We start from the raw sequence: 20,327 nt of genomic DNA on the forward strand, positions 1-20,327 counted from the left end.
AATCAATCCAGCATGCCAGACAGCAGCGGCACGAACGTGACCGGCGCCAATACCTGGTGTTCAACACTGCCGTCGTCGCGACGGGTGAGCTGCACCAGCGACTGCGCGCCGGGCCCGCCCACCGGCGCCACCAGGCGACCGCCCACGGCCAGTTGCTCGACCAGCGCATCCACCAGCGCCGGGGCGGCCGCGGTGACCACGATGGCGTCGTACGGCCCGTGCTCGGCCCAGCCCGCGCGACCATCGTCGTGCTTGCTGCGGATGTTCATGCCCAGCGCCCGGAAGCGCTTGCGCGCCTGCCGCAGCAGGTCGCCGATGCGCTCGACGGTGTAGACCTCCAGACCCACCGCACCGAGTACAGCGGCCTGGTAACCCGAGCCGGTGCCGACTTCCAGCACTTTTCTGGGCGCGGACTGCAGCACCGCTTCGGTCATGCGGGCCACCACCCAGGGCTGGGAGATGGTCTGGCCGTGGCCGATCGGCAATGCGGTGTCTTCGTAGGCGCGCGATGCCAGTGCCTCATCGATGAACAGATGGCGGGGCACGACGCGGATCGCGTTGAGCGTGACCTCGTCGGCGATGCCGGCGTCACGCAGGCGGTCGACCAGCCGGTCGCGCACGCGCTGGGACGTCATGCCGATGCCGACCGCTTCAGGCTGCAGGCGCAGGCGCTGGGTCATGCCGGGCGATCCAGGACGGCGGTGAGCCCGCCCACCCAGCTGGCGACTTTCTCCAGCGCCTGATACCGGGTCAGGTCCACCTGGATCGGCGTGATCGAGATGAAGCCGTTGCGCACGGCGTGGAAGTCGGTGCCGGGACCGGAATCCTGTTCGCGACCGGCCGGGCCGATCCAGTACACCTCGTTGCCGCGCGGATCGCGCTGTGGAATGCAGCCTTCGGCGCGGTGGCGGTTGCCCAGGCGGCTGACTTCAAAGCCGCGCACCTGGTCCCACGGCAGGTCCGGGACGTTGACGTTGAGAATGGTGTCGGCGGGCAGTGGATCGGCCTTGAGCCGCGCCACGATCGCCACCGCGGCGCGCGCGGCGGTCTCGAAATTGCGCGCCTCGTGGTTGTGCGTCACCAGCGACACCGCCACCGCCGGCAGACCGAGAAAGCGCCCTTCCATCGCCGCCGAGACCGTGCCGGAATAGATGACGTCATCGCCCAGGTTGGCGGCGTTGTTGATGCCCGACACCACGATGTCCGGCTCGTACTCGAGCAGCCCGGTCAGTGCCAGGTGAACGCAGTCGGTGGGCGTCCCGGCGACCGAACAGGTGTAGTGGTCGATGCGCTTGAGCCGGATCGGCAGGTCCAGGGTGAGCGAGTTGCTGGCCCCCGAGCGATCACGGTCGGGGGCGACCACCATCACTTCATGGCCGGCCTCGCGCAGCACCGTGGCAAGCATCCGGATGCCCGGGGCATCGACACCGTCGTCATTGCTGACCAGGATCCGCATCTGCGATTTAACCGCTTGATTTTTCAAGACTTCGATTCCATCACTTTCCAGCGTTGGCGGGGTCGATGCTCATCCGTGCGGGGAGCATCGACCGCGCAAGTGCGTCAGCTATTGTGCCGCATGCGGGCAGATCGTCCTACCCCGCAGACGGTAGGCAGCGGCCATCGCCTCGCATTACGCTGTACGCATGTCACATCCTGAAGACGAAGATCCGGCGGCGCTGTTCCGCTCGGCGATCGGGGCGGTCACACCGCTGAAGAAGCCGGCCGCGCCGCCGCCCGCCACGCCGCGGCCGAAACCGCGCGCGCGCATGGCCGAGCAGGATGACCAGGCGGCGCGCGGCGAGTTTGCCCGGCTGCTGCGCGACAGCAACCCGCTGGAGGCCGGCGATACCGCCAGCTACCGGCGCGACACCCTGCCCGCGCGCATGTTCCAGCGGCTCAAGCGCGGCCAGTATTCCGTCCAGGACGAGCTGGACCTGCACGGCGCCACCGTTGCCCAGGCCGACGCGATGCTGCGCCAGTTCCTGCAGGAAGCGCATGCGCACGACTATGGCTGCGTGCGCATCATCCACGGGAAGGGGCTGCAGTCCGACGGCGGTGCGCCGGTACTCAAGAACCTGGTCGATCGCCTGCTGCGCCTGCGCAACGATGTGCTGGCGTTTCATTCCGCCCCCGCCGGACAGGGGGGCACCGGCGCGGTGCTGGTGCTGCTGAGCAACCGCTAGCCGGGCAGCGCCCGGCGCTACGGGGCGTCGGCCTGGCTGGCATCGTGCACCGGGCCGAGTTCGTGCAGGACGGCCGTGGCATAGCAGCCCGGCGGCAGGGCAAAGCTCAGCTCCAGTACGTCCGGCTGCAGCCAGCGATGCTGCAGCATGGCCGGGCGCAGGCGCAGCGCGCGACGCTCCTGCTTGAGGCGCGCGCCTTCCAGGCCGGCACGCAGGGCAAGGGACTGTTCGTCGGCGACCGCGGCCAGCTCCAGCGTGGCCGCGGCGCCGCTGCTGCGCAGTTCGCCTTCGCCCCACAAGGGGCCGCTGGGATGGATGTCGAAACGGGCCAGACGATCAGCCAGCAGGTCGGTGAACGGTTCGGGTCCGAATACGCTGCGACTGCCGTCCAGCATCCACACCTCGCCATCCAGCGGCGCATCCCAGTTGCCCTGTGCGACGCGCTCGGCCAGTACCTGGTTGAACAGGGCCGAGCGCGCGGCGGACAGCAGCAGTGAGCGCTGGTCCGGACGCATGCGACGCCCACCGAACATCGCCAGTGCCGCCGGCACGTTGCCACCGTCACGACCGAAGCGCTGTTCACCGAACCAGTTCGGCAGCCCGCGCGCGGCGATCAGCGACAGCCGCTCGTCGATGGCCGCCGCATCGCCCTGCACCTCACGCAGCACCAGCCTGAAGCGGTTGCCGGCGAGCGCGCCGCGCTGCAGTTTGCGGTTGTGCCAGGTCGCGTCGACGACCTCGATCTCATCGGAAGCCAGCAGCGCCGGATCCGGCGCGACGCGCTTGGGCAGGTGCACGCTGAAGCGCTGGGTGGTGACCGCATGGCGATCCTTCATGCCGGCGTAGCTGACCGCCATGTCCGGCAGCCCGGCCCAACGGGCCAGCACCTTGGCCACGTGCACGGTATTGGCACCGCGCTTGCGCAGGGTGAGCAGCAGGTGCTCGCCCTCCCCGCTGGGCTCGAACGCCGGCAGCTCGTCGACCTGGAAGTCTTCGGGCGTGGTCCGGATGTTCGCGGTCAACAAGGGCGCGCCGAACGCCAACGGCAACGGAATCACAGCGCCACCAGCAGCACGGCAGCCTGGGCGGCGATGCCTTCACCGCGCCCGGTGAAGCCGAGCTGCTCGGAGGTGGTGGCCTTGACGCTGACCGCATCCAGCGCGATCCCGAGCAGGCCGGCGATGCGTTCACGCATGGCCAGCGCATGCGGGCCGACCTTGGGCCGTTCGCAGATCACGGTGATGTCGGTGTTGCCAACCTGCCAGCCGCGCTCGCGCAGCAGGCTGTTGCAGTGATCCAGGAAGCGGCTGCTGTCGGCATCCTTCCAGCGCATGTCCGACGGCGGGAAGTGCTGGCCGATATCGCCCAATGCCAGCGCGCCCAGCATGGCGTCGCACAGCGCATGCAGGATCACATCGCCGTCGCTGTGCGCGAGCACGCCGCTGGTGTGCGGCACGCGGACGCCGCCAAGCATGATGTGGTCGCCCGCGCCGAAGGCGTGGACGTCATAGCCCTGTCCGATGCGGACGGGAGGAAACGGGGTGTTCATGGCGTGAACCTGACAGTAGCGCCGGGCTATGCCCGGCTTGGCAAGATGAAAGCTGCGTGCGGAATCAGATTCCGCGACGCGACAACACGAATTCGAAACGGGACAGATCCGACGGGGTGGTGACTTTGAAGTTGTCTTCGTTGCCTTCCACCAGCAACGGACGCAGGCCCTGCCGCTCCATCGCCATCGCCTCGTCGGTGACCTCGATGCCGGCATCGGCGGCCTCCTGCAGCGCGCGCGCCAACTGATGGCGGCGGAACAGCTGCGGGGTCAGGGCGCGCCACAGGCGCGCCCGCGGCTCGGTGGCATCGATGCCACCGTCATCGCCGGCCCGTTTGAGGGTGTCGCGTACCGGTGCGGCCAGAATCGCACCGACCGGATCGTTGCGGCCTACTTCCAGCAGCCGGCCCAGATCGGCCGCGGCCAGGTTGGGACGCGCGGCGTCATGGACCAGCACGAAATCGTCGGCGCGCACGCTGTCGGGCAGCGCCTGCAGGCCGGCCAGCACCGAGCCGGCACGGGTGGCGCCGCCCACGCAGGTCAGGATCGGTTTGTCGGCAAGCGAGGTCCAACCGGGCCAGTCCTGGTCCCGGTCGGCGATCACCACCATCACCCCGGCGACCACCGGATGCGACAACAGCGCCTCCAGGGTATGCGCCAGCAGGACGCGATCACCCGCCAGCAGATACTGCTTGGGGGTGGCGCCGCCGAAGCGCGTGCCGCGCCCGGCGGCGGGAACCACTGCCCATACGGTGCCCATCAGGGTATTTCCTGATGCGGGGCGTCCGGGTCGGCCACCACCGTGGGTGCGCGCGGTGGCGCAACCGGGGCGTCTTCGACCACACGGTAGAACTTTTCACCAGGCTTGATCATGCCCAGTTCGCTGCGCGCACGCTCTTCGATGGCCGCCTCGCCTTCCTTGAGGTCCTTGACCTCGGCAGCCAGCGCGTCGTTGCGCTGCTGCAGGCCGGCATTGTCGCGCCTCTGGGATTCGACCTGGGCTTCGAGCGTCATCACTTCCCCCGAATTGCCCGGGCCGAACCAGAAGCGGTACTGCAGCCATGCCAGCAGTACCGCGAGCACCAGCAGGAGCCAGCGCCAGTCGCGCATGGGATCAGCGCTTCAGCGACACGAACGCGTCGCGACCGGCGTAACGCGCGCCGGCACCAAGAGCTTCCTCGATGCGCAGCAGCTGGTTGTACTTGGCCACGCGATCGCTGCGGCACAGCGAGCCCGTCTTGATCTGGGTGGCGGTGGTGGCCACGGCGATGTCGGCGATGGTGGTGTCTTCGGTTTCGCCCGAACGGTGCGACACAACCGCCGCGTAGTTGGCGCTGTGCGCCATTGCGATGGCTTCCAGGGTTTCGGTCAGGGTGCCGATCTGGTTGACCTTGATCAGGATCGCGTTGGCCGTGCCGGATTCGATGCCTTCCTTGAAGATCTTCGGGTTGGTCACGAACAGATCGTCGCCCACCAGCTGCACCTTGCTGCCGATGCGGTCGGTCAGCAGCTTCCAGCCCGCCCAGTCGTTCTCGGCCAGGCCGTCTTCGATGGTGATGATCGGGTACTGCGCGGCCCAGTCGGCCAGGAAGTCGACGAACTGATCGGAGGTCAGGCGCTTGTTCTCGCCGACCAGGTTGTACTTGCCGTTCTCGTAGAACTCGCTGGAGGCCACGTCCAGGCCCAGCAGCACATCTTCACCGGCGGTATAGCCGGCCTTGCCGATCGCTTCGAGGATGGTGTCCAGCGCTTCGACGTTGCTGCGGAAGTCCGGGGCGAAACCGCCTTCGTCGCCGACCGCCGTGCTCAGGCCGTGGCCCTTGAGCACCGACTTGAGCGAATGGAAGATTTCCGTGCCGGCGCGCAGCGCTTCGGAGAACGAGGGGAAACCGACCGGCAGCACCATGAACTCCTGGAAGTCCACGTTGTTGTCCGCATGCGCGCCGCCGTTGATGATGTTCATCATCGGCACCGGCAGGGTCACGTCACGGCCCTGCGCCAGGTACTGCCACAGCGCCTGCTTCCTGGACGCCGCAGCGGCGTGGGCATTGGCCATCGACACGGCGAGCAGCGCATTGGCACCGAGACGCCCCTTGTTTTCGGTGCCGTCCAGGTCGATCAGGCGACGGTCCAGGGCTTCCTGGTCGGCGGCATCGAAGCCCTTCAGCGCGGTGGCGATGGTGGTGTTGACGTTGGACACGGCGTTGCGCACGCCCTTGCCCAGGTAACGGGTCTTGTCGCCGTCACGCAGTTCCACCGCCTCCTTGGTGCCGGTCGAGGCGCCCGACGGAACCGCGGCGCGGCCGAACGAACCGTCCTCCAGGACAACGTCGGCTTCCAGCGTGGGATTGCCACGGCTGTCGAGGATTTCACGGGCGTGGATGCTGCGGATCGTGGTCATAGCGGGCCGGTTACCAGTCAGAAAGGGGAAACGCCAAAGGACAGCGCCGAAAACGTGCCGCGTGATTATCCCTGCCCGCCCCCCGCTTGCCAAATCGGCGTGCTGTCACCGATCAGCACCTGCGTGGACGCGGTGCGCGCCAGCAGCGCGGGCAGCAGCAGAACCGCCGCCAGCAGCGCGAGCAACGCCAACCCCACCGCGCCACCGGCCCGCTGGCGGCGTAGCCGGAACGACAGCACGATGGAGACCAGCGCGGCCAGCACCACCGCCGCCGACAGCGCCAGAGTGAACAGCAGGTACGGCTGCGTGGCCTGCATGGCGTGGCTGCCGTCGCCGGGCATGCCCACGCTGGCCATCACCAGGATGGTCAGCATGAAGGCGCAGCCCCACGCACCGACGCCCAGCACGAGCGCCGCCCAGCCCCACGGCCAGGCATGCCAGTGCCGCCGCTGGCGGCGCGCTTCCAGCGCCGCCCACGGGTCCATCGTCATGCCTGCAGCGGGGCGCCGCCGGCCTTGCGCTCACGCGCGGCGCGGATGAAGCCGATGAACAGCGGGTGGCCATCGCGCGGGGTGGACAGGAATTCCGGATGCGCCTGGCAGGCCAGGAACCACGGATGCTGGTCGCGCGGCAGTTCGATCACTTCAACCAGGGTGTCGTCCATCGACTTGCCGGCGATCACCAGGCCGGCGTCCTCCAGCTGGGTCCGGTAGCGGTTGTTGAACTCGTAACGGTGGCGATGACGCTCGGACACCACGTCCCTGCCATACAGCTCGCGGGCCAGCGTGCCCGGCTTCAGGCGCTGCTCCTGCAGGCCCAGGCGCATGGTGCCACCGAGGTCGGAGCGCTCGTCGCGCTTCTCGACATCGCCGGTGGCGGTACGCCATTCAGTGATCAGGCCGATCACCGGGTTCGGCGACTGGCGGTCGTTCTCGGTGCTGTTGGCGCCCTCCAGCCCGGCCACGTGACGGGCGAAATCGACCACGGCGGCCTGCATGCCGTAGCAGATGCCGAAGTACGGAACGTTCTGCTCGCGGGCGAACTGCGAGGTGAGCACCTTGCCTTCAAAGCCACGGTCACCGAAACCGCCCGGGACCAGGATGCCGTCGACGTCCTTCAGGGCGCCCATGTCGGTGCCTTCCAGGTCCTGCGCTTCCAGCCACTTCAGGTTGACCTTGGTGCGCTGGCGCAGGCCGCCGTGCTTGAGCGCCTCGCCCACGGACTTGTAGGCGTCCTGGTGGTCCACGTACTTGCCGACCACGGCGATGGTGACTTCATCGAGCGGATGCAGCGTGGCATCCACGGCGGCCTCCCACTCGGAGAGGTCGGCCGGACCGGCCTTGTCGCCGAGCTTGAACTGGTTGATGACGATCTCGTCCAGCCCCTGCTCGTGCAGGCCCATCGGGATGCGGTACAGCACATCCACGTCCGGCACGCTGATCACCGCCCGTTCGGAGACGTTGGTGAACTGGGCGATCTTGCGGCGCTCGGACTCCGGCACCACCTGCTCGGAGCGGCACAGCAGCACGTCCGGCTGGATGCCGATCGAACGCAGTTCCTTCACCGAATGCTGGGTGGGCTTGGTCTTCAGCTCGCCGGCGGCGGCGATGTACGGCACCAGGGTGAGGTGCATGAAGAGCGCCTTTTCCGGGCCACGCTCGGTACGCACCTGGCGGATCGCCTCGAGGAACGGCAGCGATTCAATGTCGCCGACGGTGCCGCCGATCTCGACCAGGGCCACGTCGAAGCCTTCGGTGGCTTCATCCATGCAACGGCGGATCTCATCGGTGATGTGCGGGATGACCTGGACGGTGGCGCCCAGGTAGTCGCCACGGCGCTCCTTGCGGATCACGTTCTCGTAGATGCGGCCGGTGGTGACCGAATTCTTGCGGCTCAGGCGGGTGCGGACGAAGCGCTCGTAATGGCCCAGGTCCAGATCGGTCTCGGCACCGTCGTCGGTGACATACACCTCACCGTGCTGGAACGGGCTCATCGTGCCCGGATCGACGTTGATGTACGGATCGAGCTTCATCATGGTGACCCGCAGGCCACGGGCTTCAAGGATGGAGGCGAGCGACGCGGCGGCAATGCCTTTGCCGAGCGAGGACACTACGCCGCCGGTTACGAAGATCAAGGGAGTCATGGCTGGGGGTGTCCTGTCAGGAAGGGGGAAACGACGCCGGCGCGCAGGGCGACGGACGACGCAAAGGGGAAAGACGGAGAGATCCAGCCGCAGGCTGCGGAAACGACACGCGCCGGGGGCAGGATCGGGGGAACGGTTCGGGGTCCGGTCGGCGAGGTCGGGAGGGCCGTGCCGGTCGCCGTGCGGACCGTCACCTCCTGCCTACCCTGCTGGCGATCGCGCACGATCAGGCCAGTCCATTCGCTGATGGATGACACGCACTGCTCCCGGAAAGCCATAGTTTACAGATTGGAGGCCCCAAGCCCAAGGCCCGGGTGCCCGCCTTCACAAAAAAAAGACGCCCCGGCAATGCCGGGGCGCCTGTGTCGGCCCGGAATGGGTCAGCGCTTCTTTCTCGCTTCCTCTTCCTCTTCCTTCTGCGGGGCCTGTTCGCCCCTGGCCTTCATCTCGGCGGTGGCAGCGGCCCGGCGCTTGGCCTTGGCCTCGGCCTCGGCCTGCGCCTTGTCGGCCTGTTCGCCCTGCTGCGGCGCGGGCTGGCCCTGTCCGGCGTTCTGGGCCAGCGCCAGCGGCACGGCCACGACGGCGGCGGCAATGGCAACGATGGTCAGCAACTTCTTCATGGGTGCTCCTCGCGGTATCGGCTTGGGTGCGGGCGCCGGGGGTCCGGTTCCAGCCTGCACAGTCTATCGCGCCCCGGTCGGCCGCCCCCTGAACGTGCGGCGTGCAAAAAAGCCGTCCAGACCGCAAACTTCGCCGTCGCTTTGCGCTTTATGAAGACAGATGAACGCCCGCTATAACGCCGCCGATATTGAAGTCCTGTCCGGCCTGGACCCGGTCAAGCGCCGCCCAGGCATGTATACCGACACCGCGCGCCCGAACCACCTGGCGCAGGAAGTCATCGACAATGCCGTGGACGAGGCGCTGGCTGGCCATGCCCGCACGGTCGAGGTCACCCTGTTCAAGGACGGCAGCTGCGAGGTCAGCGATGACGGCCGCGGCATGCCCGTGGACATCCATCCGGAGGAGAAGATCCCCGGCGTCGAACTGATCCTGACCCGGCTGCATGCCGGCGGCAAGTTCAACAACAAGAACTACACCTTCTCCGGCGGCCTGCACGGCGTTGGCGTCAGCGTGGTCAACGCGCTGTCCACCCTGGTGGAAGTGCACATCAAGCGCGATGGCAGCGAACACCGCATCACGTTCCGCAACGGCGACCGCGCCACCCCGCTGGAAGTGGTCGGCAGCGTCGGCCGGAAGAACACCGGTACGCGGGTGCGCTTCTGGGCCGACCCGAAGTACTTCGATACGCCCAAGTACAACCTGCGTGCCCTGCGCCACCTGCTGCGCGCCAAGGCGGTGCTGTGCCCCGGCCTGACCGTCAAACTGCGCGACGAGGCCACCGACGAGCAGGACACCTGGTATTACGAGGATGGCCTGAGCGACTACCTGAAGGCCGAGCTGGGCGAGCGCGAGATGCTGCCGGCCGACCTGTTCGTGGGCCAGTTGAAGAAGGACACCGAGGTGGTGGACTGGGCCGTGGCCTGGCTGCCGGAAGGCGAGCTGGTGCAGGAGAGCTACGTCAACCTGATCCCGACGGCCCAGCACGGCACCCACGCCAATGGCCTGCGCACCGGCCTGACCGAGGCGCTGCGCGAGTTCTGCGACTTCCGCAACCTGCTGCCGCGTGGCGTCAAGCTGGCCCCGGAAGACGTCTGGGACCGCGTGTCGTTCGTGCTCTCGCTGAAGATGACCGATCCGCAGTTCAGCGGCCAGACCAAGGAACGCCTGTCCTCGCGCCAGGCCGCCGGCTTCGTCGAAGGTGCCGCGCATGACGCTTTCAGCCTGCTGCTCAACCAGAACGTGGACATCGGCGAGAAGATCGCCCAACTGGCCATCGAGCGCGCCAGCGCGCGCCTGAAGACCGAGAAGCTGGTCACCCGCAAGAAGGTCACCCAGGGCCCCGCCCTGCCCGGCAAGCTGGCCGACTGCATCAGCCAGGACCTGTCGCGCACCGAACTGTTCCTGGTCGAAGGCGACTCGGCAGGCGGCAGCGCCAAGCAGGCGCGCGACAAGGACTTCCAGGCGATCATGCCGCTGCGCGGCAAGATCCTGAACACCTGGGAAGTCTCCTCCGGCAGCGTGCTGGCCTCCGAGGAAGTGCACAACCTGGCCATCGCGATCGGCTGCGACCCGGGCAAGGACGACATCAGCGGCCTGCGCTACGGCAAGGTGGTGGTGCTGGCCGATGCCGACTCCGACGGCCTGCATATCGCCACCCTGCTGACCGCGCTGTTCCTCAAGCATTTCCCGGCTCTGGTCGATGCCGGCCATGTATTCGTGGCGATGCCGCCGCTGTTCCGCGTGGACGTGGGCAAGCAGGTGTTCTACGCGCTGGACGAGGAAGAAAAGCGCACCCTGCTGGACAAGATCGAACGCGAGAAGATCAAGGGCCAGGTCAGCGTGACCCGCTTCAAGGGCCTGGGCGAAATGAACCCGCAGCAGCTGCGCGAGTCCACCATCCACCCCGATACGCGCCGCCTGGTGCAGCTGACCATCGACGATGGCGAGCAGACCCACTCGCTGATGGACATGCTGCTGGCCAAGAAGCGCGCCGGCGACCGCAAGCAGTGGCTGGAGAACAAGGGCGACCTGGCTTCGCTGGACGCCTGATCCGACAGCACGCCCCCTGGAACAGCCCGCCGTCCGGCGGGCTGTTTCGTTGTGGGACGGGCCCGGACATCGCCCCTTCATCCTCCGCGCCGGGCGATCGGGTAGCGTGGCGGTCCCTCGTCTGGTGGAGCCCACATGCATTTCGATTCGACCTTGCGCCTGGACAGCGCCCGCCTGGTATTGAGCCCGATCCGCGCGGACGACGCCCCTGCCCTGTTCGCGATCCAGTCTGATCCCGACGTGATGCGCTACTGGAACCACGCGCCGTGGACGGACCTCGCCCAGGCGCAGGCGCAGATTGCCGACGACCTCGCCGCGATGGCGGTCGGCACGCAGCTCAAACTGGCCATCCGCGACAGCGCGCACGGGCCGCTGCTGGGCATCTGTGTGGTATTCGCGATCGACGCCGCATCCGGCCGCGCCGAGATCGGCTACAACCTGGCCCCGCAGGTCCAGGGCAAGGGGTACATGCGCGAGGCGCTGACGCGGCTGGCGACCTACCTGTTCGACGAACGCGGCCTGCGCCGGCTCGAAGCGGAGATCGATCCGCGCAATGCCGCATCGGCGACGGTGCTGGAGCGGATCGGGTTCCAACGCGAAGGCCTGCTGCGCGAACGCTGGTGCATCGCAGGCGAGCTGTCCGATTCGGCGCTGTACGGCCTGCTGGCACGCGACCGCGCAGCCTGACGCGCACGAAAAAGCCCGCCGGTCGGCGGGCTTTCCCTTCCAGCCAGGCAGGGCCCGGCGCTTACGCCCAGCCGACCAGCTCGAACAGTTTCAGGATCAGGTAGGCACAGCCGCCTGCCGCCGGAATGGTCAGGATCCAGGCCCACACGATGCGCTCGATCACACCGAAACGCAGCGAACGCGGGTTCTTGGCGTAGCCCACGCCCATGATCGCGGTGGAAATGCTGTGCGTGGTCGACACCGGCATGCCGAAATGCGCGGCCAGGGTCAGAATGGTGGCCGAGCTGGTTTCCGCGGCGAAACCGTGGATCGGATGCAGCTTGACCATCTTGTGCCCCAGGGTCTTGATGATCTTCCAGCCGCCCGAGGCGGTACCGGCGGCCATCACCACCGCACAGGTCAGCACGATCCACATCGCGATGCCGTCACCGGCGTGCGCGTCCGGGTGCATGAAGGCCAGCCAGGACGGCAGGTCGTTCAGCGCACCGGTCGCCTCGGCGCCGATCAGGGTCATGGCGATGATGCCCATCGTCTTCTGCGCGTCGTTGTGGCCGTGGGCGAAGCCCATGTAGGCCGCCGACACGATCTGCGCCTTGCCGAAGAAGGCATTGACGATGCGCGGACGGGCCATGCGCCCGAGCCAGCCGCCGACCTTGGCCATGCCCGCGATGATCGCCCACAGCAGCAGCATCACCACGATGCCGAGCAGGAAGCCAGCGATCGGCGAGGTGATCATCGGCAGGAACACCTTCCACAGCAGGCCCTTGTTCTGGGCCCAGGTGCCGATCCGCTCGGACCAGATCAGGGCGTCCCAGTTGTTGTGGGCCGCGGCCAGGCCGGCACCGCACAGGCCGCCGATCAGCGCGTGCGAGGACGACGACGGCAGGCCTTTCCACCAGGTGATCAGGTTCCAGATGATGCCACCCAGCAGGGCGCACAGGATCACCTGCGGGGTCACCTCCACCACGTTGGTGTTGAGCAGGCCCGAGGCGATGGTCAGCGCCACGGCGGTGCCGGTCAGGGCGCCGATGAGGTTCATGAACGCCGCGAGCATCACCGCCCAGCCGGGCGAGAGCACTTTGGTCGCCACTACGGTGGCGATGGAGTTGGCGGTGTCGTGGAAGCCGTTGATGAACTCGAAGACGAGCGCGGCCAGGATCACCACCAGGACAAGGGTCAGCATGCTGTGGCGTCCGTCAGCTGTTCTTCAGCACGATCTGGTACGCCACCACACCGGCCTCGCGGCAACGGTCGATGGCTTTTTCCAGGATCTCGAAGAACTCCTTGAGCAGGAACATCTGCAGGTTGTCCAGACGGCCGGAATAGATGTCGCGGTACAGCTCGAGCATCAGGCGGTCGGCCTCGTTCTCCAGCGATCGCAGCTTCTCGTTGAGCGCGGTCATCCGGTCCAGATTCATGTGGCGCAGGTCATTGACCATCTCCACGACCACGCTGGCGGCCTGCTCAAGCATCGCCGCGCGCGGCGCGAAGTCGATGTGCTCCAGGTGGGTGGTGGCCAGCGAGTAGCGATCGGCGAACTTCTCGATCTGCTTGGGAATCTTGTACAGCGCCGAGCCCAGCGCTTCGATGTCCTCGCGCTCGATCGGGGTCATGAAGCTGTCCACCAGCGCCTGGCTGATCTTGTCCGACGCGGCGCGTTCGCGCAGGCGGGCCAGCTTGAAGGCGTCCAGCGCGGGCTGGCGGTCGGCCGCGCGCAGCATCGCGTGCAGCGCCTTGGCGCTGTCCTGGGCGGCCTGCGCAGCCTCGTCCAGCAGGGTGTAGAACTGTTTGCCGGAGCCGAAAATGGTCTGCAGAGAGAACATTGAGAAACCTATTCGCCGTCGAGGAAGGACGGCACCGGGCGGAATTATGACGGTTTGATGTCCATTGCGGGTACTCCCCCCCGATCTTCACGCCAGGGTGGCCCCGCCTGAACGACTCTGTTTGCGTCACTGCCCCGGCCTTTTGTTAAGATGCACGGGCACCTTCGGGTGCACTCTATGGACGACGACCCTTACCCCCCTCCGCACCGCCGCGCCTTCCCGCGCCCCGGTAGCCGACATCGCTTGAACACGCCCTCCCTGCCACCAACCGGGGACGACGCCCGTGTTTGAACTGATTATTGTCCTGGCCCTGATCCTGCTCAACGGCTTCTTCGCCATGTCCGAAATGTCGGTCATGACCTCGCGCAAGAGCCGGCTCAAGCAGATGGCCGCCAGCAGCAAACGCGCCGCACGGGCGCTGGAGCTGTCTGAAAAGCCCGAGAGCTTCCTGTCCACGGTCCAGATCGGCATCACGCTGATCGGCATCCTGACCGGTGTCTTCGGTGGCGAGGCGATCGGCCTGGCCATCGCCCAATGGCTGCACGGCCTGTTCCCGGGGTTTGTCTATGCCAGCGAAGTGGGCAAGGCGCTGGCAGTGGCCCTGATCACCTTCCTGACGCTCATCTTCGGTGAACTGGTGCCCAAGCGGCTCGCGATCACCCGCTCGGAAGATATCGCCGGCCTGGTCGCCTGGCCGATGGGCTGGCTGTCGCGCATCGCCTTCCCGGCGGTGTGGCTGCTCTCGCACAGCACCCGGCTGGTGCTGCGGGTGCTTGGTCTGGGCAAAGACGAAGCGGCCTCCGTGACCGAAGAAGAAATCCGCATGCTGGTGGCCGAGAGCCACGAGGCCGGCGTGATCGATGCGCACGAGCGCGACATGATGAACCGGGTGATGCGCCTGGGCGACCGCACGGCCGACAGCCTGATGACGCCGCGCAACCGGATCGCCTGGCTGGACACCGTGGCGGCCCCGGAGAAGAACATTGCGACCATGCGCGAGAACGAGTTCTCGCGTTACCCGGTGTACCGCGACAACGACCAGGACATCGTCGGCGTGCTCGAGGTGAAAAGCCTGGTGACGCGCCTGGTGCGCGACGACCACTCGCTGTTCCAGCACCTTCGCGAGCCGCTGTACGTCTCCGAATCCACCCACGCGATGAAGCTGCTGGAGATCTTCCGCGAGGAACAGCAGTCGATGGCGCTGGTGGTGGACGAGTACGGCGAGATCCAGGGCCTGGTGACCATCAGCGACCTGATGGGTGCGGTGGTCGGCCGGCTGCAGTCGGTGGAGAACGTGGACGAAGACGCCCTGGTGGTGACCCGCGAGGACGGCTCGTACCTGGTGGACGGGTCGCTGTCGATCGAGGACCTGCGCGAACTGATGGGCAATGCCGAACTGCCCGATGCCGAAGACGGCGATTACTACACGCTGGCCGGCATGTGCATCCATTTCTTCGGGCGCATCCCGCACGCGGGCGAGTATTTCGACTGGGCCGGCTGGCGCATCGAGATCGTCGACCTCGATGGCGCACGCGTGGACAAACTGCTGCTGCGCACGCTGTCCGAAGAAGAGACCGATGAACTCACCGGCTGATCCCACTCCGCCGGACCAGGACCGGCCCGACTATCGCAACGAGGGCATCCGCACCCTGCTGGCTATGTTCGACCACGGCGACCCGGAAGAGCGCCTGCGGCTGGGCCAGATCCTGCAGAACCTGCAGCAGAGCGCGTTCGGCGTGTTCCTGTTCGTGGCGATCCTGCCGGCCTTCATCCCGATCCCGGGCATTGGCGGGGCGGTCAGCGGCCCGCTGATCCTGCTGATCGGGGTCCAGATGCTGTGCGGGCTGCGGCGGCCCTGGCTGCCGGGCTTCATCGCCAACCGCGGCCCCAAGCGCGGCACCATGCACCGCTTCCTGGCCCGCATCGACGGCGCGCTGCGCCGCCTGGACCGGCTGCTCAAACCGCGCCTGCCGGGCCTGCTGTCGCCGCTGCCGGCCCATGCCTTCACCGGCCTGCTGCTGATCCTGGTGGGGGTGATGCTGTCGCTGCCGATCCCCTTCACCAACTACCTGTTCGGCTTCCAGCTGCTGCTGTTCGCCCTGGCCCTGCTCGAGCGCGACGGCGCGCTGATGCTGGCCAACTGGATCGGCGCGGTGGCCGCTGTGCTGTTCTTTGGCTTCAGCTCGGGGCACCTGGTGAGCTACACGGTGGAGCTGTTCAACAAGTGGTTCTGAGGTGTCCCGACCCGCGGTCGGGACCCACCTCGTCAGCCCTGGCTCAGCGCAGATCGACCACGCCGTTGTCGGACAACGCGCCCGGCTCGTCGTTCATCGCCGACAACACGAAACTCAGGGCGCTGCCCAGCAGGCCGCCCGGGCCATCCCAGTACTCGGCCGATTCGGCGCTGACGTGGATCAGGCGCAGGTTCGGGTCGTCCGGACCGCCGGGGAAGAACAGCTTCATCGCCGGCGACCACAGTTCCTCGGCCTTGGCGCGGTCATCGATCACCCGCGCGGTGCCGGCCACCGACACATAGGTGTTGCCCGAGGTGGAGGCATAGGCCACGTTGACCCGCGGATTCAGTGCGATCTCGGCCACCTTCGGGCTGTCGGCCGCGGTCGCGAACCACAGGTCGCCATCGAACTCGACCTCCTGGGTACCCAGCGGACGGCTGTACAGGCGGCCGTCGACACCGACGGTGGTGAACATCGCGATGTCGATGCCGCGGATCATCTCGGCCAGTTGCCGGATGTGCTGTTGGCGGTCGTGTTCTGGCATGGGAGGACTCCTGCAAAAAGGAGCTCCATCACACCGGATTGCCGGCTACGACGGCGTGAACCGGCCGGTCACGCCGCCTTCGCGGGGGCACGCCCTACGGCGTGGCACTCCCGTCGCGGTGCGCCTGCATCGCCAACCCGAACGAACGCCTGCGCGCGGCATGGTCGTAGATGTTGGCGGTGAGCAGCAGTTCGTCCGGCCTGTGCCGCGCGACGAAGGCCGCCATGCCCTCGCGCACCTGGTCCAGGTCGCCCACCACCGCGCAGGCCAGCGCGTTCTCCACGCCGAGCTTTTCGTGCGGCTGCCAGAAGTCCTCGATGTCGTCGATCGGCGGCGGGATCAGGCCCGGCCTGCCGCGACGCAGGTTGACGAAGCTCTGCTGCTGGGTGGTGAACAGACGCTTCGCTTCGGCCTCCGAATCGGCAGCCACCACGTTCAGGCCCAGCACGGCGTAAGGGGCATCGAGGTGCTCGGAACGGCGGAATTCGCGGCGGTAGACCGCCAGTGCCTCATCCATCGCATCCGGCGCGAAATGCGAGGCGAACGCAAACGGCAGCCCCATCGCCGCCGCCAGGCGCGCACTGAACAGGCTGGACCCGAGCAGCCAGACCGGCACCGGGATGCCTGCGCCGGGAACCGCGCGCACGGCCTGGCCGGGCTGGGCCGGCTGGAAGTAATGGAGCAGCTCGCGTACGTCCTGCGGGAACTGGTCGGCGCTGTCGAAGTAGCGGCGCAGTGCACGGGCGGTCGGCTGGTCGGTCCCCGGGGCGCGGCCCAGGCCGAGATCGATGCGGTCCGGATACAGTGAGGCCAGCGTGCCGAACTGCTCGGCCACCTGCAGGGGCGAATGGTTGGGCAGCATGATGCCGCCGGCTCCCACGCGGATGCGCCGGGTACCGCCGGCGACATGGCCGATCAGCACAGCCGTGGCGGCGCTGGCAATGCCGGGCATGTTGTGGTGCTCGGCCAGCCAGTAGCGGTGGTAGCCCCAGCCCTCGGCGTGCTGGGCCAGGTCCAGCATGTTGGCGAAGGCCTGCGTGGTATCGCTGCCTTCGCAGACCGGGGCCAGATCAAGTATCGACAGGTGCATGGACGCGTTCCATCAAAGGGTATGCCCCTGAGATGGGGCCGATTCCCCCCGTCGCCATGCCCGGCAGCGGGACGCTGATTTTCGCGTTCAGCCGTCAACCGGCAGGCGCGTCCACCAGCGGCTTCAGGTCCGCATCCAGCGCCACCCGCTCATCGAACACGAAACAGCGGCCCTCGTAGCCCTCCCCGCCCACGGCCTCGAAGTACCCGAGAATGCCGCCGTCGAGCTGCAGCACGTTGTCCATGCCGTCGTTGCGCATCCACAGGGCCGCCTTCTCGCAGCGGATGCCGCCGGTGCAGAAGCTCACCACAGTGCTGTCACGCAGCGCCTCACGGTGCGGCGCCAACGCCTCCGGCAGATCGGTGAACTTGGTGATCGGCAGCACCAGCGCATCCTGGAAGGTGCCGTACGCGATCTCCTGGGTGTTGCGGGTGTCCAGCATCACCACGGGTTTGCCGGCGTCGTCGTGGCCCTGGCGCAGCCAGCGCTGCACCGTGGCCGGGTCCACCGACGGCGCCCGCGGATAGGCCAGCGGCTGGCCGTCGTCGATGCGGAAACTGATGATCTCCGGCTTGACCTTGGCCTTGAGCCGGGCGAACGGCTGCATCCGGCTGTAGCTGGTCTTCACGCGTAGATCGGCGAAACGCGGGTCCTCGCGCAGCGCGGCGTAGAAGGCGTCGATGCCGGCTTCCGGGCCCGCCAGGAACAGGTTGATGCCCTCGCCCGCCACCAGCACGGTGCCGCGCAGGTCGGCGGTGGTGGCACGCGCCAGCAGGGTCGCACACAGCGCGTCCGGGTCGGCAATGGAAGTGAAGTGGTAGGCGGCGGTATTGGCGATCATGCCGCCATTTTACCGCCCCCTCCGCCCCTGTGGCGCCGCGCCGTGTTCAGCCGCGCAGCAGCATGAACGGCAGCAGCACCAGGGCCGCCGCCGCCACCATGCCCAGCAGCACCGCCACCACGAACAGCGGCCGACGACGGGCCAGCGTCGCGAAGGTCTCCGCGCTGCCGTCGCGCAGCGCCGCCTGGCGTTCGGCACGCACCCGCTCGCCGCGCGCCTGCTGGTACCCGGCCATCAGGGCCTTGGCACGCGGATGGTCCTCGTTGTCGCGGATCCAGATGCCGCCCCATGAGATTCCCCACGGGCTGGGCTCGGTGCGGTAATGGGCGATGCCCGCCTGGTCCAGCAGGGCGGTCACGTCCTGGATTTCATCGTCCGCGACATGGCGCAGGTTGAGCAGCAGTTTCGACATGCCCCCATGATACCGCCCGGCGATGCGCTACCCTTGCGTCCCGTTTTCCTGACCTGGAGCTGCCATGCGCCGCCTGCTCATTCCATTGATGTTGTCACTGCTGGCCGGCTGCACCCCGCCCGGCCCGCCGCCCGGTGGCAGCATCGCGCAGTTCCAGAAGATCGATACCCAGCCCGGGACCGGTGCCGAGGCCACGCCCGGCAGCCGCATCAGCGTGCACTACACCGGCTGGATCTACGACGAACGCACCGCCGACAAGCACGGCGAGAAGTTCGACAGCTCGGTCGATCGCGGCGAGCCCTTCAGCTTCACGCTCGGCAAGGGCGAGGTCATCAAGGGCTGGGACGAGGGCTTTGCCGGCATGAAGGTGGGCGGCAAGCGGACGCTGATGATTCCGGCCGAGTACGGCTACGGCGCCCGTCGCGCCGGGCCGATTGCCCCGGGCTCCTCGCTGGTGTTCGATGTCGAACTGCTCGACGTCACTCCGCGCTGACCGTTGCGCATGAGCATTGAACGCAGTGCCCCGCGACGGGTAGCCATCATCGGCGGCGGGCCGGCAGGCCTGATGGCCGCTGAAACCGTGCGCGCCGCGGGGCATCAGGTGGACGTGTACGAAGCCAAGGGCTCGCCGGGACGCAAGTTCCTGATCGCCGGCAAGGGCGGCTTGAACCTGACCCACTCCGATCCGCACGACCTGTTCGTATCACGCTACCGCGAGCGCGCGTCCGAAGTCGGCGACTGGCTCGCCGACTTCGATGCCGATGCGCTGCGCGCCTGGGCGCTGGGCTTCGGCGTGGAAACCTACGTGGGCAGCTCGGGCCGGGTCTTCCCGGTGGATCGCAAAGCCGCGCCGCTGCTGCGGGGTTGGGTGCGACGGCTCAAGGAACAAGGCGTGCGTCTGCATGTGCAGCACCGCTGGACCGGCTGGGATGCCAACGGTGACCTGTGTTTCGATACGGCGGACGGCACGCACACCGTGACGGCGGACGCCGTGGTGCTGGCGATGGGGGGCGGGAGCTGGCCCCAACTGGGTTCCGACGGCGCCTGGACGGCGCCGATGGCCGCGCGCGGCATCGACATCGTCCCCCTGAAACCGGCCAACTGCGGATTCGACCTGGACTGGACCGCGTACTTCAGCGAACGCCAGGCCGGTGCCCCGTTGAAGCCGGTGGTGGCGCACTGGATTGACCTCCACGGTCAGCCGCGCTCCCTGCAGGGCGAGTGCGTGATCACCGCCAACGGCATCGAAGGCAGCCTGATCTATGCGCTGGCCGCCGACCTGCGCGATGCGCTGGCCCGCGATGGGCAGGTGCAGCTGCACCTGGACCTGCTGCCCGGGCAGACCGAGGCGCAGGTGCTGGAGAAGCTGCTGCGCCCACGCCAGGGCCGCAGCTTCGGCGAGTATCTGCGCCGCCAGCTGGGTCTTGGCGGGGTCAAATCGGCGCTGCTGTTCGAGGTGCTGGGCAAGGAGGCGGGACAGTTGCCGCCGGAGCGTATCGCGGCGGCGCTCAAGCGGCTGCCGTTGTCGCCCCTTCGCCCGCGCCCGCTGGCCGAGGTGATCAGCACCGCCGGTGGCGTCCGCCTGGAGGCGCTGGACGCGCAGTTGATGCTGCGCGATCTGCCCGGCACCTTCTGCGCCGGCGAAATGCTGGACTGGGAAGCCCCCACCGGCGGCTACCTGCTGACCGCCTGCTACGCCAGCGGGCTGCGCGCCGGCCGCGGCGTGATCGACTACCTGGGATAGCGCCGG

23 protein-coding genes are annotated in these 20,327 nt (G+C 67.8%); 7 read left to right on the plus strand and 16 right to left on the minus strand.

Annotation, left to right across the window (positions count from 1 at the left end; all coding sequences use genetic code 11):
• Positions 1-2: 2 nt before the first annotated feature.
• Both OC534_RS13300 and surE read right to left on the minus strand, forming a co-directional pair.
• Positions 3-680 carry a protein-L-isoaspartate(D-aspartate) O-methyltransferase gene (locus OC534_RS13300; protein ID WP_136006377.1) on the minus strand — a complete coding sequence of 226 codons (678 nt, stop codon included), beginning with the start codon at positions 678-680 and terminating at the stop codon, positions 3-5.
• Entirely contained in the window at positions 677-1,456 is a 780-nt protein-coding gene (gene surE, locus OC534_RS13305; RefSeq protein ID WP_136006375.1) for a 5'/3'-nucleotidase SurE, read from the minus strand. The genes OC534_RS13300 and surE overlap by 4 nt, the downstream gene beginning before the upstream one ends.
• Before the next feature lie 187 nt (positions 1,457-1,643).
• On the opposite strand from surE, the gene OC534_RS13310 reads away from it, so the two are divergent.
• Positions 1,644-2,183 (plus strand): Smr/MutS family protein, encoded by a 540-nt coding sequence (locus OC534_RS13310; RefSeq protein WP_136006373.1) that lies wholly within the window; start codon positions 1,644-1,646, stop codon positions 2,181-2,183.
• A 17-nt stretch (positions 2,184-2,200) separates the two neighbouring features.
• On the opposite strand, the gene truD is transcribed toward OC534_RS13310, so the two are convergent.
• The 8 genes from truD to OC534_RS13350 form a co-directional block, all read right to left on the minus strand.
• Positions 2,201-3,241, minus strand: a complete 1,041-nt coding sequence (truD, locus tag OC534_RS13315) for a tRNA pseudouridine(13) synthase TruD (protein WP_017355619.1) — start codon at positions 3,239-3,241, stop codon at positions 2,201-2,203.
• Complete coding sequence (gene ispF, locus OC534_RS13320) at positions 3,238-3,732, minus strand: 2-C-methyl-D-erythritol 2,4-cyclodiphosphate synthase (protein ID WP_262071960.1); 495 nt, start codon at positions 3,730-3,732, stop codon at positions 3,238-3,240. The genes truD and ispF overlap by 4 nt, the downstream gene beginning before the upstream one ends.
• Before the next feature lie 64 nt (positions 3,733-3,796).
• The gene (ispD, locus tag OC534_RS13325) at positions 3,797-4,495 is read right to left on the minus strand and encodes a 2-C-methyl-D-erythritol 4-phosphate cytidylyltransferase (RefSeq protein ID WP_026070710.1); all 699 of its coding nucleotides are present in this window, start codon (positions 4,493-4,495) and stop codon (positions 3,797-3,799) included.
• Positions 4,492-4,842, minus strand: a complete 351-nt coding sequence (gene ftsB / locus OC534_RS13330; RefSeq protein WP_017355622.1) for a cell division protein FtsB — start codon at positions 4,840-4,842, stop codon at positions 4,492-4,494. Before ftsB ends, ispD begins: the two co-directional genes overlap by 4 nt.
• A 4-nt stretch (positions 4,843-4,846) precedes the next feature.
• Positions 4,847-6,133 (minus strand): phosphopyruvate hydratase, encoded by a 1,287-nt coding sequence (eno, locus tag OC534_RS13335; protein WP_017355623.1) that lies wholly within the window; start codon positions 6,131-6,133, stop codon positions 4,847-4,849.
• A 65-nt stretch (positions 6,134-6,198) separates the two neighbouring features.
• Positions 6,199-6,624, minus strand: a complete 426-nt coding sequence (locus tag OC534_RS13340; RefSeq protein WP_017355624.1) for a hypothetical protein — start codon at positions 6,622-6,624, stop codon at positions 6,199-6,201.
• A complete protein-coding gene (locus OC534_RS13345; RefSeq protein ID WP_017355625.1) occupies positions 6,621-8,276 on the minus strand; it encodes a CTP synthase in 1,656 nt (551 codons plus the stop codon). Before OC534_RS13345 ends, OC534_RS13340 begins: the two co-directional genes overlap by 4 nt.
• Before the next feature lie 380 nt (positions 8,277-8,656).
• Positions 8,657-8,896: a hypothetical protein gene (locus tag OC534_RS13350; RefSeq protein ID WP_017355626.1), complete on the minus strand. Its 240-nt coding sequence runs from the start codon at positions 8,894-8,896 to the stop codon at positions 8,657-8,659.
• Between the two features lie 160 nt (positions 8,897-9,056).
• Between OC534_RS13350 and parE the strand changes: the two genes are divergently transcribed.
• Entirely contained in the window at positions 9,057-10,946 is a 1,890-nt protein-coding gene (gene parE, locus OC534_RS13355; protein WP_136006368.1) for a DNA topoisomerase IV subunit B, read from the plus strand.
• Between the two features lie 135 nt (positions 10,947-11,081).
• The gene (locus OC534_RS13360) at positions 11,082-11,633 is read left to right on the plus strand and encodes a GNAT family protein (protein WP_136006366.1); all 552 of its coding nucleotides are present in this window, start codon (positions 11,082-11,084) and stop codon (positions 11,631-11,633) included.
• Positions 11,634-11,694: 61 nt separating this feature from the next.
• Here the strand turns inward: OC534_RS13360 and OC534_RS13365 are convergent, their stop codons facing one another.
• Positions 11,695-12,816 carry an inorganic phosphate transporter gene (locus tag OC534_RS13365; protein WP_136006364.1) on the minus strand — a complete coding sequence of 374 codons (1,122 nt, stop codon included), beginning with the start codon at positions 12,814-12,816 and terminating at the stop codon, positions 11,695-11,697.
• 13 nt (positions 12,817-12,829) lie between these two features.
• Positions 12,830-13,456 carry a DUF47 family protein gene (locus tag OC534_RS13370; protein WP_136006363.1) on the minus strand — a complete coding sequence of 209 codons (627 nt, stop codon included), beginning with the start codon at positions 13,454-13,456 and terminating at the stop codon, positions 12,830-12,832.
• 283 nt (positions 13,457-13,739) lie between these two features.
• Between OC534_RS13370 and OC534_RS13375 the strand changes: the two genes are divergently transcribed.
• Both OC534_RS13375 and OC534_RS13380 read left to right on the plus strand, forming a co-directional pair.
• Positions 13,740-15,050, plus strand: coding sequence for a hemolysin family protein (locus OC534_RS13375; RefSeq protein ID WP_136006361.1), 1,311 nt, complete (start codon positions 13,740-13,742; stop codon positions 15,048-15,050).
• A complete protein-coding gene (locus tag OC534_RS13380; RefSeq protein WP_136006359.1) occupies positions 15,034-15,690 on the plus strand; it encodes an exopolysaccharide biosynthesis protein in 657 nt (218 codons plus the stop codon). The genes OC534_RS13375 and OC534_RS13380 overlap by 17 nt, the downstream gene beginning before the upstream one ends.
• A 43-nt stretch (positions 15,691-15,733) precedes the next feature.
• Here the strand turns inward: OC534_RS13380 and OC534_RS13385 are convergent, their stop codons facing one another.
• The 4 genes from OC534_RS13385 to OC534_RS13400 all read right to left on the minus strand — a co-directional run bounded on the left by OC534_RS13385 (position 15,734) and on the right by OC534_RS13400 (position 18,577).
• A complete protein-coding gene (locus OC534_RS13385; protein ID WP_136006357.1) occupies positions 15,734-16,234 on the minus strand; it encodes a pyridoxamine 5'-phosphate oxidase family protein in 501 nt (166 codons plus the stop codon).
• A 94-nt stretch (positions 16,235-16,328) separates the two neighbouring features.
• Positions 16,329-17,324 (minus strand): LLM class flavin-dependent oxidoreductase, encoded by a 996-nt coding sequence (locus OC534_RS13390; protein ID WP_136006355.1) that lies wholly within the window; start codon positions 17,322-17,324, stop codon positions 16,329-16,331.
• 94 nt (positions 17,325-17,418) lie between these two features.
• On the minus strand, positions 17,419-18,165 hold the full coding sequence (locus OC534_RS13395) for a sulfurtransferase (protein ID WP_153164318.1): 747 nt from the start codon (positions 18,163-18,165) through the stop codon (positions 17,419-17,421).
• A gap of 46 nt (positions 18,166-18,211) precedes the next feature.
• Entirely contained in the window at positions 18,212-18,577 is a 366-nt protein-coding gene (locus tag OC534_RS13400) for a DUF6164 family protein (RefSeq protein ID WP_136006351.1), read from the minus strand.
• A gap of 64 nt (positions 18,578-18,641) precedes the next feature.
• On the opposite strand from OC534_RS13400, the gene OC534_RS13405 reads away from it, so the two are divergent.
• On the plus strand, positions 18,642-19,070 hold the full coding sequence (locus OC534_RS13405; protein WP_136006349.1) for an FKBP-type peptidyl-prolyl cis-trans isomerase: 429 nt from the start codon (positions 18,642-18,644) through the stop codon (positions 19,068-19,070).
• Positions 19,071-19,079: 9 nt separating this feature from the next.
• Positions 19,080-20,321, plus strand: coding sequence for a TIGR03862 family flavoprotein (locus OC534_RS13410; protein ID WP_262071961.1), 1,242 nt, complete (start codon positions 19,080-19,082; stop codon positions 20,319-20,321).
• Positions 20,322-20,327: the final 6 nt, after the last annotated feature.

This window comes from Stenotrophomonas sp. Marseille-Q5258 (assembly GCF_946900935.1).
GTDB classification, from domain to species: Bacteria; Pseudomonadota; Gammaproteobacteria; order Xanthomonadales; family Xanthomonadaceae; genus Stenotrophomonas; species Stenotrophomonas nematodicola.

Bases quoted from the DNA above. Each gene is read 5' to 3' on its own strand.
- surE (WP_136006375.1), bottom strand. From the start codon at position 1,456: ATGCGGATCCTGGTCAGCAATGACGACGGTGTCGATGCCCCGGGCATC.
- OC534_RS13300 (WP_136006377.1), bottom strand. From the start codon at position 680: ATGACCCAGCGCCTGCGCCTGCAGCCTGAAGCGGTCGGCATCGGCATG.
- OC534_RS13400 (WP_136006351.1), bottom strand. From the start codon at position 18,577: ATGTCGAAACTGCTGCTCAACCTGCGCCATGTCGCGGACGATGAAATC.
- OC534_RS13405 (WP_136006349.1), top strand. From the start codon at position 18,642: ATGCGCCGCCTGCTCATTCCATTGATGTTGTCACTGCTGGCCGGCTGC.
- OC534_RS13380 (WP_136006359.1), top strand. From the start codon at position 15,034: ATGAACTCACCGGCTGATCCCACTCCGCCGGACCAGGACCGGCCCGAC.
- eno (WP_017355623.1), bottom strand. From the start codon at position 6,133: ATGACCACGATCCGCAGCATCCACGCCCGTGAAATCCTCGACAGCCGT.
- ispF (WP_262071960.1), bottom strand. From the start codon at position 3,732: ATGAACACCCCGTTTCCTCCCGTCCGCATCGGACAGGGCTATGACGTC.
- OC534_RS13310 (WP_136006373.1), top strand. From the start codon at position 1,644: ATGTCACATCCTGAAGACGAAGATCCGGCGGCGCTGTTCCGCTCGGCG.
- OC534_RS13345 (WP_017355625.1), bottom strand. From the start codon at position 8,276: ATGACTCCCTTGATCTTCGTAACCGGCGGCGTAGTGTCCTCGCTCGGC.
- ftsB (WP_017355622.1), bottom strand. From the start codon at position 4,842: ATGCGCGACTGGCGCTGGCTCCTGCTGGTGCTCGCGGTACTGCTGGCA.
- OC534_RS13350 (WP_017355626.1), bottom strand. From the start codon at position 8,896: ATGAAGAAGTTGCTGACCATCGTTGCCATTGCCGCCGCCGTCGTGGCC.
- OC534_RS13395 (WP_153164318.1), bottom strand. From the start codon at position 18,165: ATGATCGCCAATACCGCCGCCTACCACTTCACTTCCATTGCCGACCCG.
- OC534_RS13365 (WP_136006364.1), bottom strand. From the start codon at position 12,816: ATGCTGACCCTTGTCCTGGTGGTGATCCTGGCCGCGCTCGTCTTCGAG.
- OC534_RS13385 (WP_136006357.1), bottom strand. From the start codon at position 16,234: ATGCCAGAACACGACCGCCAACAGCACATCCGGCAACTGGCCGAGATG.
- OC534_RS13410 (WP_262071961.1), top strand. From the start codon at position 19,080: ATGAGCATTGAACGCAGTGCCCCGCGACGGGTAGCCATCATCGGCGGC.
- parE (WP_136006368.1), top strand. From the start codon at position 9,057: ATGAACGCCCGCTATAACGCCGCCGATATTGAAGTCCTGTCCGGCCTG.
- OC534_RS13390 (WP_136006355.1), bottom strand. From the start codon at position 17,324: ATGCACCTGTCGATACTTGATCTGGCCCCGGTCTGCGAAGGCAGCGAT.
- OC534_RS13340 (WP_017355624.1), bottom strand. From the start codon at position 6,624: ATGACGATGGACCCGTGGGCGGCGCTGGAAGCGCGCCGCCAGCGGCGG.
- OC534_RS13360 (WP_136006366.1), top strand. From the start codon at position 11,082: ATGCATTTCGATTCGACCTTGCGCCTGGACAGCGCCCGCCTGGTATTG.
- OC534_RS13370 (WP_136006363.1), bottom strand. From the start codon at position 13,456: ATGTTCTCTCTGCAGACCATTTTCGGCTCCGGCAAACAGTTCTACACC.